The sequence below is a fragment of the Citrobacter sp. BIDMC107 genome (assembly GCF_001037575.1).
GTDB lineage: Bacteria > Pseudomonadota > Gammaproteobacteria > Enterobacterales > Enterobacteriaceae > Citrobacter > Citrobacter freundii.
This window is the reverse complement of sequence record NZ_KQ089848.1, coordinates 1,700,719-1,713,292: the sequence shown is the minus strand read 5'-3', so window position 1 is coordinate 1,713,292 and position 12,574 is coordinate 1,700,719. Positions and strand designations below refer to the sequence as shown.

The 12,574-nt window shown below is 51.8% G+C and carries 11 protein-coding genes; 7 read left to right on the top strand and 4 right to left on the bottom strand.

The window, feature by feature from the left end; all coding sequences use genetic code 11:
• Positions 1-43: 43 nt before the first annotated feature.
• Positions 44-1,474 (bottom strand): alanine/glycine:cation symporter family protein, encoded by a 1,431-nt coding sequence (locus SK39_RS07940; protein ID WP_003845646.1) that lies wholly within the window; start codon positions 1,472-1,474, stop codon positions 44-46.
• Between the two features lie 274 nt (positions 1,475-1,748).
• Here SK39_RS07940 and tal point away from each other — a divergent pair, with 274 nt between their 5' ends.
• The 3 genes from tal to SK39_RS07925 all read left to right on the top strand — a co-directional run bounded on the left by tal (position 1,749) and on the right by SK39_RS07925 (position 4,831).
• Positions 1,749-2,702, top strand: a complete 954-nt coding sequence (tal, locus tag SK39_RS07935) for a transaldolase (RefSeq protein WP_003018974.1) — start codon at positions 1,749-1,751, stop codon at positions 2,700-2,702.
• Between the two features lie 110 nt (positions 2,703-2,812).
• On the top strand, positions 2,813-3,400 hold the full coding sequence (mog, locus tag SK39_RS07930; RefSeq protein ID WP_048216853.1) for a molybdopterin adenylyltransferase: 588 nt from the start codon (positions 2,813-2,815) through the stop codon (positions 3,398-3,400).
• A gap of 123 nt (positions 3,401-3,523) precedes the next feature.
• A complete protein-coding gene (locus SK39_RS07925; protein WP_003837314.1) occupies positions 3,524-4,831 on the top strand; it encodes an MFS transporter in 1,308 nt (435 codons plus the stop codon).
• Positions 4,832-4,865: 34 nt separating this feature from the next.
• Here SK39_RS07925 and satP read toward each other — a convergent pair whose 3' ends face one another.
• The 3 genes from satP to SK39_RS07910 form a co-directional block, all read right to left on the bottom strand.
• Complete coding sequence (satP, locus tag SK39_RS07920; RefSeq protein WP_003018969.1) at positions 4,866-5,432, bottom strand: acetate uptake transporter; 567 nt, start codon at positions 5,430-5,432, stop codon at positions 4,866-4,868.
• A 148-nt stretch (positions 5,433-5,580) separates the two neighbouring features.
• The gene (msyB, locus tag SK39_RS07915) at positions 5,581-6,294 is read right to left on the bottom strand and encodes an acidic protein MsyB (RefSeq protein ID WP_048216852.1); all 714 of its coding nucleotides are present in this window, start codon (positions 6,292-6,294) and stop codon (positions 5,581-5,583) included.
• A gap of 33 nt (positions 6,295-6,327) precedes the next feature.
• On the bottom strand, positions 6,328-6,732 hold the full coding sequence (locus SK39_RS07910; RefSeq protein ID WP_003018965.1) for a DUF2541 family protein: 405 nt from the start codon (positions 6,730-6,732) through the stop codon (positions 6,328-6,330).
• A 383-nt stretch (positions 6,733-7,115) separates the two neighbouring features.
• Here SK39_RS07910 and dnaK point away from each other — a divergent pair, with 383 nt between their 5' ends.
• The 4 genes from dnaK (at position 7,116) to nhaR (ending at position 12,568) form a co-directional block, all read left to right on the top strand.
• On the top strand, positions 7,116-9,038 hold the full coding sequence (gene dnaK, locus SK39_RS07905) for a molecular chaperone DnaK (RefSeq protein ID WP_003018959.1): 1,923 nt from the start codon (positions 7,116-7,118) through the stop codon (positions 9,036-9,038).
• An 85-nt stretch (positions 9,039-9,123) separates the two neighbouring features.
• Positions 9,124-10,257 (top strand): molecular chaperone DnaJ, encoded by a 1,134-nt coding sequence (gene dnaJ / locus SK39_RS07900; protein ID WP_003837322.1) that lies wholly within the window; start codon positions 9,124-9,126, stop codon positions 10,255-10,257.
• A gap of 206 nt (positions 10,258-10,463) precedes the next feature.
• Entirely contained in the window at positions 10,464-11,630 is a 1,167-nt protein-coding gene (nhaA, locus tag SK39_RS07895; protein WP_003018952.1) for a Na+/H+ antiporter NhaA, read from the top strand.
• 38 nt (positions 11,631-11,668) lie between these two features.
• Positions 11,669-12,568: a transcriptional activator NhaR gene (gene nhaR / locus SK39_RS07890; protein WP_003018949.1), complete on the top strand. Its 900-nt coding sequence runs from the start codon at positions 11,669-11,671 to the stop codon at positions 12,566-12,568.
• The last annotated feature ends 6 nt before the right edge of the window (positions 12,569-12,574 follow it).

Here is a 12,574-nt window from a genome sequence, read left to right as displayed (position 1 = left end):
GCAAAAAAAACGACAGATTTGATCGATGGTTGTGATTGCCGCGCTATCCGCGCGGCGTTTCATCCCAGCTTTCGGGGGCAAGCTGTTGTCTGATATCAGGATAACGGTGCGGATCGAATTCCGGGCGCACCCCGAGTTTACGCTGGCGCAGATAATCGCTGGCGATGGTATGGACAACCGGAGAAAGCAGCAGAATCGCTGTCAGGTTAGTAATGGCCATACAAGCCATAATGATATCGGCCAACTGCCAGACCAGCGGGAAGCTGACAAACGTTCCGCCGATAATGGTGCTAATGGTAGCGATTCGCAATAGCCAGATGATGCGCATATTGTCCAGTTTCAGAAAGACGAGATTGTTCTCCGCATAGATGTAGTTGGCGACGATCGAGCTAAAGGCAAACAGAATCACAATAAAAGCCACGAATCCGGCTCCCCATTCTCCCGTCAGCGTTACCATTGCTTTTTGAAGTAACTGGATGCCTTCCATTGGCACATAGCTGGTGCCATTGCCTGCCAACAGAATAATCATCGCGCTAGCCGTACAGACCACGAGAGTGTCGCCTAATACCCCAATCATTTGCACAATGCCTTGTGCCGCAGGATGCGGTGGCCAGGAGGCGGCCGATGCGGCTGCATTCGGCGTAGATCCCATTCCGGCTTCGTTAGAAAACATGCCGCGCTGAAAACCGTTGGCAATAGCCTGGCTTAGCGTATATCCGGCCGCACCCGCTGCTGCTTCCTGCCAGCCAAAGGCGCTTTTTATAATGGTGACGATAATGTCGGGAAGCTGCCCGATATGCCACAGACAGATGATGATGCTACTTCCAACCCACAGCAGTGCCATCATCGGAACGAACCATTGCATCAGGCGTGCGACGCCTTTAATACCGCCGACGATGACCAGTAATGACACTATTGCCAGTGCGATACCGGAGAAGAGGGGAGGGATGTCAAAAGCAAAGGTCAACGCACGAGAGACCGAGTTCGCCTGAACGCTGTTAAAAATCAGTCCATAGGCAATCAGTAAAAAGATGGCAAAAAGGACGCCCATCCAGCGCATGCCCAGACCACGTGCCATATACCACGCAGGACCACCGCGGAACTGTCCTTTGCTATCGCGTTCTTTATACAGTTGGGCAAGTGAGCACTCGGCGAATGACGTTGCCATACCAATGACCGCTGAGACCCACATCCAGAAAATGGCTCCAGGGCCGCCAGCGGCGATCGCCAACGCTACGCCGGCCAGGTTCCCGCTACCGATACGCGCGGCAAGGCTGGTGCACAGTGCCTGAAAGGAAGTTAAACCGCCCGGCTGCGGGCTAATGCTGTTTTTAAGACTTGTGCCAAACTGGCGAATGTAGCGGAACTGCACGAACCCTGTACGCCAGGTGAACCAACATCCTGCGCCAAGCAGGAGGTAGATCATCACCGATCCCCAGAGTATTTCATTAATAAATGAGAAAAAATCAGGCATTAACATCCCTCTTGTTGATGCCGGTAAGCGCGAAGATTTCCGTGTAAGCGCTACCAATAATCGACCAGTATATACCTTGTCATGAGAGTGATTGCGGGAGTTTATCATAACAATCGTTATATCCCGCAATTGCGCATCACAGGCTTTGAGATGCGTAATCAGGGCTGAGCAGCGGGTCGTACAATCCAAGCGGTTGCGCTGAGAGTGCGTCGTGCTATCATCAGGGAAGATCGGTTACATCCCCCTAACAAGCTGTTTAAAGAGAATCGCTATCATGACGGACAAATTGACCTCCCTTCGTCAGTTCACCACAGTAGTGGCCGACACCGGAGACATCGCGGCAATGAAGCTGTATCAGCCTCAGGATGCCACAACTAACCCTTCTCTCATTCTTAACGCAGCGCAGATCCCAGAATACCGCAAGCTGATTGATGACGCTGTAGCCTGGGCTAAGCAGCAGAGCAACGACCGCGCACAGCAGATCGTCGACGCGACCGACAAACTGGCAGTAAATATCGGTCTGGAGATCCTGAAACTGGTCCCGGGTCGTATCTCTACTGAAGTTGACGCTCGTCTGTCTTACGACACCGACGCGTCCATCGCGAAAGCAAAACGTCTGATCAAGATGTACAACGATGCTGGCATCAGCAACGATCGCATTCTGATTAAACTGGCTTCAACCTGGCAGGGCATCCGTGCCGCTGAGCAGCTGGAAAAAGAAGGCATCAACTGTAACCTGACTCTGCTGTTCTCCTTCGCGCAGGCACGTGCATGTGCAGAAGCTGGCGTATACCTGATTTCTCCGTTCGTTGGTCGTATTCTTGACTGGTACAAAGCCAACACCGACAAGAAAGAGTATGCACCGGCAGAAGATCCGGGTGTGGTTTCCGTAACGGAAATCTACGAGTACTACAAACAGCACGGTTACGAAACCGTGGTGATGGGTGCGAGCTTCCGTAACATCGGCGAAATCATTGAGCTGGCAGGCTGCGATCGTCTGACGATTGCTCCGGCACTGCTGAAAGAGCTGGCGGAAAGCGAAGGCGCTATCGAACGTAAACTGTCCTTCTCCGGCGAAGTGAAAGCGCGTCCTGCACGCATCACCGAAGCTGAGTTCCTGTGGCAGCACAACCAGGATCCGATGGCTGTAGATAAACTGGCGGACGGTATCCGTAAGTTTGCTGTAGACCAGGGTAAACTGGAAAAAATGATCGGCGATCTGCTGTAATCATTAATGCGTGGCCCTGATATGGGTCACGCTACCTCTTCTGAAACCTGTCTGTCCTTCCTTTCGCAGTGTATCATTCTGTTTAACGAGACTGTTTAAACGGAATAATCATGAATACTTTACGCATTGGCCTGGTTTCCATTTCTGACCGTGCTTCCAGCGGCGTTTACCAGGATAAAGGTATCCCGGCCCTTGAAGAGTGGCTGGCATCTGCCCTTACCACCCCTTTTGAGCTGCAAACGCGACTGATCCCGGATGAACAGGCGATCATCGAACAGACCTTATGCGAGCTGGTGGATGAAATGAGCTGTCATCTGGTGCTGACTACTGGCGGAACGGGTCCGGCACGTCGCGACGTGACCCCCGATGCTACGCTTGCCGTCGCTGACCGCCAGATGCCAGGCTTTGGCGAACAGATGCGCCAGATAAGTCTGCACTTTGTGCCAACGGCTATTCTCTCCCGCCAGGTCGGTGTGATTCGCAAACAGGCGTTGATCCTGAATCTGCCTGGGCAGCCGAAATCGATCAAAGAAACGCTGGAAGGCGTGAAAGATGCCGACGGTAAGGTTATCGTACCGGGTATTTTTGCAAGTGTACCGTATTGTATACAGTTGCTGGATGGGCCGTATGTGGAAACCGCACCGGCTGTTGCAGCATCTTTTCGTCCTAAAAGCGCAATTCGCGATACAAACGCCTGAAAGTAGCCCGATCGTGACATAAGTGCCAATCACAGTGGAGTATTGAATTGTTTACGATATAGTAATTTTGCTTTACATATATCGACAGACAGATTCAATAACTCCACTGACTGATGGTTTGCTATGTCACAACACACTCGACCGCTGAATCGCCAGGATTATAAAACTCTTACGCTTGCTGCCCTCGGCGGTGCGCTTGAGTTTTATGATTTCATTATCTTCGTCTTCTTTGCCGCTGTTGTTGGTGAACTCTTCTTTCCGGCAGACATTCCTGAGTGGCTACGTCAGGTGCAAACCTTCGGCATTTTTGCCGCCGGATATCTGGCGCGTCCGCTGGGTGGCATCATCATGGCGCACTTTGGCGATCTGGTCGGGCGTAAGAAAATGTTCACCCTGAGCATTTTGCTGATGGCGATACCGACGCTGGCGATTGGTCTTTTGCCTACCTACGCCTCAATGGGGATCCTCGCACCGTTGTTGTTACTGCTGATGCGCATTTTGCAAGGCGCTGCCATCGGCGGAGAAGTGCCGGGCGCGTGGGTGTTCGTGGCGGAGCATGTACCGGAGCGCCGCATCGGCATTGCCTGTGGCACGCTGACCGCCGGGCTGACGGTGGGGATTCTGTTGGGGTCGGTGGTTGCGACGCTGGTGAATACCAACCTGACGCAACAGGCGGTGCATGACTACGGCTGGCGTATCCCGTTCCTGCTGGGGGGCGTTTTTGGGCTGGTGGCGATGTACCTGCGCCGCTGGTTGCAGGAAACGCCCATCTTCCTCGAAATGCAGCAGCGTAAAGCACTTGCGCAAGAGCTACCGGTGAAGTCGGTGGTGAGTAAGCATAAAAAAGCGGTGGTTATTTCAATGCTGCTGACCTGGCTGTTATCGGCCGGGATTGTGGTGGTGATCCTGATGTCACCAGTCTGGTTGCAGAAGCAGTATGGCTTTGCACCCGCGCTAACGCTACAGGCCAACAGTGTCGCTACCATTATGCTGTGCGTCGGCTGTCTGCTGGCCGGATTTATTGTCGACCGGGTCGGCGCCAGCAAAACCTTTATTGTCGGCAGCCTGCTGCTGGCCTGTTCGAGCTGGTTTTTCTATCACCTGACCGGCAGCCATCCTCAGCACTTGTTCCTGTTATACGGGCTGGTGGGATTATGCGTTGGCGTGGTCGGCGCAGTGCCTTATGTCATGGTGCGGGCGTTTCCGGCGGAAGTCCGTTTTACCGGCATTTCCTTTTCCTATAACGTCTCATATGCCATTTTTGGTGGTCTGACGCCAATCGCCGTGACGATGTTAATGAGCGTGTCGCCAATGGCTCCGGCCTGGTATGTGCTGGCGTTATCGCTGGTGGGGTTAGGTCTGGGGATTTGGCTGCGACAGGATATTTATCATCGCGATACGAGCGTACAGGGAGAGTTACAGCGTTTGTAAGGAATATCCCCCCTTCAGGGGGGATATTGTCAGATTAGTGCGCTTCACCAATCGGCAGGATGGTACGGCCAAACTGTTCGTTCAGCACTTCACCCATCGCCAGGTAAATGGCGCTTGCGCCACACACTAAGCCAACCCAACCCGCTACGTGAATGATTGCTTCGTTACCTGCAATGTTGCCAACGGCCAGCAGGGCGAACAGCACTGTCAGGCTCAGGAACACGAACTGCAGCATGCGCGCGGCTTTCAGCGTACCGAAGAACATGAACAGAGTGAACACGCCCCACAGACCCAGGTAAGCGCCCAGGAACTGACCATTGGTTGCATCCGCGAGGCCCATTTTCGGCATCAGCAGAATCGCAACCAGCGTCAGCCAGAACGAACCGTAGGAGGTAAAGGCGGTTAAACCGAAGGTGTTGCCTTTTTTATATTCCAGAAGACCGGCAAAAATTTGCGCGATACCGCCGTAGAAAATGCCCATCGCCAGAATAATAACGTCTAAAGCGAAGAAACCCGCGTTATGCAGGTTAAGCAGAATGGTGGTCATGCCAAAGCCCATCAGGCCCAGCGGTGCCGGATTAGCCAACTTAGTGTTGCCCATAATTCCTCAAAATCATCATTGATTGAATGGTGAAATAGTTTCCCCAAATAACGATCACTGTCTTCGGGGCGCGGCATAATAATCAGGGGAGAGGGCACTGTCTATGATCTAACGAAGGGAAAACGAATTATTTTCCCTGTGATGGGCATCACGCTTGTGCGTGGTTGAACATTCTGCGCAGGCAGGCAATGTGGAGTACAGCCGGGATCGTCACCCGATAAGCGCTGCCGCTCACCGCTTTAACCCCATTTAAAGCCGCACCTACCGGGCCGCCAAGTCCGGCTCCGCGCAGTAATCCGTGCCCGATTACGCTGACGGCGGCGTGGGTTCGCAGAATTTTGGTTAACTGGCCGGAGAGCAGGTGAGAGACGCCTTTTGCCAGGTGACGATCCTTCAATAATAACGGTAGCAGTTCTTCCAGTTCAGAAACTTTTGCATCGACAGCCTGCAGAAATTCCTGCTTTTGTCCGGCATCCATTTTTTGCCAGGCGTTGCGTAAAAAGTGCTCCAGCAGAGACTGTTCAATTTCGAACGTGGACATCTCTTTATCAGCTTTAATCTTCAGACGCTTCGAAACGTCCAGCAAAATCGCCCGATACAGTTTTCCATGTCCACGGAGTTTATTGGCAATGCTGTCGCCCCCATAATGCTGCAGTTCGCCAGCAATCAGTTGCCAGTTGCGGCGGTGCTGTTTCGGATGTCCTTCCATCGATTTAAATAAATCGTTGTGGTTGAGAACGCTCGACAGACGGGCTTTCCCCTTTTCATTATGTGTAAGCAGGCGGGTAATATTGGCGAGCTGCTCCTCACTGCAATGCTGAAGAAAATCGAGATCGTCGTCATTCAAATAGGTGACATTCATGTTTCTATGGCTTTTGAATAAAAGTATGGGGAATTAGTCGTCGCCGATGATTTTCAGCGTCGCCATATCAGAAGAGTTCACCGTATGGCCGGAGAAGGTAATTTTTTTCACGCAGCGCTTATTGTCGTTGTCGCTATTGATGTTGATCCAATTGGTCGTTTGCCCTTCTTTGATGGAGGAAGGCACGTTCAGACTCTGGCTGGACATGCGGGCAGCTTTGAAATAAACCGATGCACCACTGAGCTGTAAATCACCATGATCGGCCGTAAGTTGAATGCGTTTCACCACGCGGCAAACAGGAAGTTTCAGCGTTAGATCGTTGGTTTCATTACGAGGCATGGCGATCACGCCGAGGACTTTATGATCGTTAGCGTGTGCGGCGCTGCTCAGCAGCAGGCCCATAAGCAGGCTGGCGGAAAGGGTTAATACGGATTTCATGGAATTTCTCTTTGACGGCTGTAAAAGTGTGTCGTTTCAGACCATCTTACCGCTGTCAGAATCATGATTCATGCTTGTAATCTTTTCTTTTTATTACAATTTTTATGTGAATGACTGTGCTGAATTTATCTGTTTTATGAATTAATTTTGATTTGAGACTATTCATTTTTTAATCTTTTAGCCTTTTTTCTGCGATTTTATTGCCACAAGGCTAAAAAAAATTTTCATGCCCCCCTTGATGACGTGGGTTACGACCCCATCTTGTAAGCAACCGCAGTGGTGAGTCTGAAAAAAAACGATTCAGGGTAGTTGAAACCGCACGTTTCGCCCTTATTACAGATTCACAACCACATGATGACCGAATTTTTAGTGGAGACGTTTAGATGGGTAAAATTATTGGTATCGACCTGGGTACTACCAACTCTTGTGTAGCGATTATGGATGGCACTACTGCACGTGTGCTGGAGAACGCCGAGGGCGATCGCACCACGCCTTCTATCATTGCTTATACCCAGGATGGTGAAACTCTGGTTGGTCAGCCGGCTAAACGTCAGGCAGTGACAAACCCGCAAAACACCCTGTTTGCGATTAAACGCCTGATTGGCCGCCGCTTCCAGGACGAAGAAGTACAGCGTGATGAAGCTATCATGCCGTACAAAATCATCGGTGCTGACAACGGTGATGCATGGATTGACGTAAAAGGTCAGAAACTGGCACCGCCGCAGATTTCTGCTGAAGTGCTGAAAAAAATGAAGAAAACGGCTGAAGATTACCTGGGTGAGCCGGTAACTGAAGCAGTTATCACCGTACCTGCATACTTTAACGATGCTCAGCGTCAGGCAACTAAAGACGCCGGTCGTATCGCAGGTCTGGAAGTAAAACGTATCATCAACGAACCAACCGCAGCTGCGCTGGCTTACGGTCTGGATAAAGAAGTCGGCAACCGTACTATCGCGGTATATGACCTCGGTGGTGGTACTTTCGATATCTCTATTATCGAAATCGACGAAGTTGACGGCGAAAAAACCTTCGAAGTTCTGGCAACCAACGGTGATACCCACCTGGGTGGTGAAGACTTCGACAGCCGTATGATCAACTACCTGGTTGACGAGTTTAAGAAAGATCAGGGTATCGACCTGCGTAATGACCCGCTGGCGATGCAGCGTCTGAAAGAAGCCGCTGAGAAAGCGAAGATCGAGCTGTCTTCCGCTCAGCAGACCGACGTGAACCTGCCGTACATCACTGCAGACGCGACCGGTCCGAAACATATGAACATCAAAGTGACCCGTGCGAAACTGGAAAGCCTGGTTGAAGACCTGGTTAACCGTTCTATCGAGCCGCTGAAAGTTGCTCTGCAGGATGCTGGCCTGTCCGTATCTGATATCAACGACGTTATCCTCGTTGGTGGTCAGACGCGTATGCCGATGGTGCAGAAGAAAGTCGCTGAGTTCTTCGGTAAAGAACCGCGTAAAGACGTTAACCCGGACGAAGCCGTAGCAATCGGTGCTGCTGTTCAGGGTGGTGTATTGACCGGTGATGTTAAAGACGTGCTGCTGCTGGACGTTACCCCGCTGTCTCTGGGTATCGAAACCATGGGTGGCGTAATGACTCCGCTGATCGCGAAAAACACCACTATCCCGACCAAGCACAGCCAGGTGTTCTCTACCGCTGAAGACAACCAGTCTGCGGTAACCATCCATGTGCTGCAGGGTGAACGTAAACGTGCTGCTGATAACAAAGATCTGGGTCAGTTTAACCTGGATGGTATCAGCCCGGCTCCGCGCGGTATGCCGCAGATCGAAGTTACTTTTGACATCGATGCCGACGGTATCCTGCACGTTTCCGCGAAAGACAAAAACAGCGGTAAAGAGCAGAAGATCACCATCAAGGCTTCTTCTGGTCTGAACGAAGAAGAAATTCAGAAAATGGTTCGCGAAGCAGAAGCGAACGCAGAATCTGACCGTAAGTTTGAAGAGCTGGTTCAGACCCGTAACCAGGGTGACCATCTGCTGCACAGCACTCGCAAGCAGGTTGAAGAAGCAGGCGACAAACTGCCGGCTGACGACAAAACTGCCATCGAGTCTGCACTGACCGCGCTGGAAACTTCTCTGAAAGGTGAAGACAAAGCGGATATCGAAGCGAAAATGCAGGCGCTGGCACAGGTTTCCCAGAAACTGATGGAAATCGCTCAGCAGCAGCACGCACAGCAACAGGCTGGTGCAGCAGGCGCTGATGCTTCTGCAAATAACGCGAAAGATGACGACGTTGTCGACGCCGAGTTTGAAGAAGTGAAAGACAAAAAATAATCGCCCTTTGAACGGGTAATTACTGGCACGGGCGAAGAGGTTTCCTCTCCGCCCGTGCACGCATGTTAGGGGCAGATAAAAAGAGATGGCTAAGCAAGACTATTACGAGATTTTAGGCGTTTCCAAATCAGCGGAAGAGCGTGAAATCAAAAAGGCCTACAAGCGCCTGGCCATGAAATATCACCCGGACCGCAACCAGGGTGATAAAGAGGCCGAAGCCAAGTTTAAAGAGATCAAAGAAGCGTACGAGATCCTGACCGATGCGCAAAAACGTGCGGCCTACGATCAGTACGGTCATGCTGCGTTTGAGCAAGGCGGCATGGGCGGCGGCGGCGGTTTTGGCGGCGGGGCTGATTTCAGCGATATCTTTGGTGACGTGTTTGGCGATATCTTTGGCGGCGGTCGTGGTCGTCAGCGCGCCTCACGTGGTGCTGATTTACGTTACAACATGGATCTCACTCTGGAAGAAGCCGTGCGTGGCGTCACCAAAGAGATCCGTATTCCGACTCTGGAAGAGTGTGACGTCTGCCACGGTAGCGGCGCGAAGGCGGGCACTCAGCCGCAAACCTGTCCAACCTGTCACGGTTCTGGTCAGGTGCAGATGCGTCAGGGCTTTTTTGCCGTACAGCAGACCTGTCCACACTGTCAGGGCCGCGGTACGCTGATCAAAGATCCGTGCAACAAATGCCACGGGCATGGTCGCGTTGAGAAGAGCAAAACGCTGTCTGTTAAAATCCCGGCTGGGGTTGATACCGGCGACCGTATCCGTTTGTCTGGTGAAGGCGAAGCCGGTGAGCATGGCGCGCCAGCAGGTGATTTGTACGTTCAGGTGCAGGTAAAACAACACCCAATTTTCGAACGTGAAGGCAACAACCTCTACTGCGAAGTGCCGATCAACTTTGCGATGGCTGCTCTGGGCGGCGAGATTGAAGTCCCGACGCTGGATGGTCGCGTGAAGCTAAAAATTCCGGGCGAAACGCAAACTGGCAAACTTTTCCGCATGCGTGGAAAGGGCGTCAAGTCTGTACGCGGTGGCGCTCAGGGAGACCTGCTTTGCCGCGTGGTAGTGGAAACCCCGGTTGGCCTGAATGACAAGCAGAAGCAACTTCTGAAAGATTTGCAGGACAGCTTTGGCGGCCCGACGGGTGAACAAAACAGTCCGCGCTCCAAAAGTTTCTTCGACGGTGTGAAGAAGTTCTTTGACGATCTGACTCGCTAATTCGCCGTTTTATCTCGAATAAAAAGCCTGGGACTGAAAAGCCTCAGGCTTTTTTATTTCTGTTTTCCGCTCGGAAAATCTTTATCGACTTTATTTGGATGCATCGTAAAAACCGATCTATCAATCACAAATAATCTAATTTTAACGAGCTTTTTGAGGGTGTAAGATAGTATTTACGAAGTATTCACCCAATAGAGAGAATAAAAGTGAAACATCTGCATCGTTTTTTTAGTAGTGACGCCTCGGGGGGCATCATTCTGATCATCGCTGCCGTGGTCGCTATGCTGATGGCAAACATCGGGGTAACCAGTGGATGGTACCACGCCTTTTTGGAAACGCCCGTTCAACTGCGGGTTGGCGCGCTTGAGATCAACAAAAATATGCTGCTGTGGATCAACGACGCGTTGATGGCGGTGTTCTTCCTGTTGATTGGTCTGGAGGTGAAGCGTGAGTTGATGCAAGGCTCGCTGGCCAGCCTGCGTCAGGCAGCGTTTCCGATCATTGCCGCTATCGGGGGCATGATTGTCCCGGCGCTGCTGTACCTAGCATTCAACTATGCCGATCCCATCACCCGTGAAGGGTGGGCGATCCCGGCGGCAACGGATATCGCTTTTGCATTAGGCGTGCTGGCGCTGTTGGGCAGCCGTGTACCGCTGGCGTTGAAAATATTCCTGATGGCGCTGGCGATTATTGATGACCTCGGCGCTATCGTAATCATCGCACTGTTCTACACCAGCGATCTCTCGCTGCTGTCGCTGGGCGTTGCCGCGTGTGCCATTCTCGTCCTGGCGGCCTTGAATCTGTGTGGCGTGAGACGTACCGGGATTTATATTCTGGTGGGCGTGGTGCTATGGACTGCGGTACTGAAGTCCGGCGTGCATGCGACGCTGGCTGGCGTGATCGTCGGTTTCTTCATTCCGTTAAAGGAAAAACACGGGCGTTCACCGGCGAAGCGACTGGAGCATGTTCTGCATCCATGGGTGGCATACCTGATCCTGCCACTGTTTGCCTTCGCCAACGCGGGCGTTTCACTGCAGGGCGTTACTATTGATGGACTGACCTCGGTGTTACCGCTGGGGATCATTGCTGGTTTGTTGATCGGTAAACCGTTGGGTATCAGTCTGTTTTGCTGGCTGGCGTTACGCCTCAAGGTGGCGCAATTGCCAGAGGGAACGAATTTCCAGCAGATTATGGCGGTCGGCATTCTGTGCGGCATTGGCTTTACGATGTCGATTTTTATCGCCAGCCTGGCGTTTGGGAACGTCGATCCTGAGCTGATTAACTGGGCGAAACTGGGGATCCTGATTGGCTCCTTACTGTCGGCGGTAATTGGTTACTGCTGGTTACGCACCCGGTTGAACGCGTCAGCCTGACGGGATAGCCCTTTCGTGACAATTTTCAGGGAGAGAGTATGTCTCATATAAACTACAACCACCTGTACTACTTTTGGCATGTCTATAAAGAAGGTTCGGTGGTTGGCGCTGCAGAAGCGCTTTATCTGACGCCGCAAACCATTACCGGACAGATTAAAGCGCTTGAGGAACGTTTGCAGGGAAAGCTGTTCAAGCGCAAGGGGCGTGGACTGGAGCCTAGTGAGTTAGGCGAATTGGTTTTTCGTTATGCGGATAAGATGTTCACCTTAAGCCAGGAAATGCTGGATATCGTGAACTACCGCAAAGAGTCTAATTTACTGTTTGATGTCGGCGTGGCGGATGCGCTATCGAAGCAGCTGGTCAGTAGCGTGCTTGATGCCGCTGTGGTTGAAGATGAACAAATCCATCTGCGTTGTTTTGAGTCAACACATGAGATGCTGTTGGATCAACTCAGTCAGCATAAGCTGGATATGATTATCTCCGACTGCCCGATCGACTCTACGCAGCAGGAAGGGCTGTTCTCAGTGCGGATAGGCGAATGCAGCGTGAGTTTTTGGTGCACCAAACCGCTGCCTGAAAAACCCTTCCCGGCCTGCCTTGAGGAGCGTCGATTACTGATCCCAGGTCGTCGTTCGATGCTTGGACGTAAGCTGCTGAACTGGATTAACTCACAAGGATTGAATGTCGAAATCCTCGGCGAGTTTGATGATGCTGCGCTGATGAAAGCGTTTGGCGCAACGCATAATGCCATTTTCGTTGCGCCTACTCTGTATTCACACAATTTCTATGCCGATGATTCTATTGTTGAAATTGGACGCGTAGAGAATGTGATGGAGGAGTATCACGCCATATTTGCGGAAAGGATGATCCAGCATCCGGCGGTGCAGCGTATTTGCAATGCGGACTACTCAGCACTGTTCAAGTCGCCACAGGTCTAAACGCCT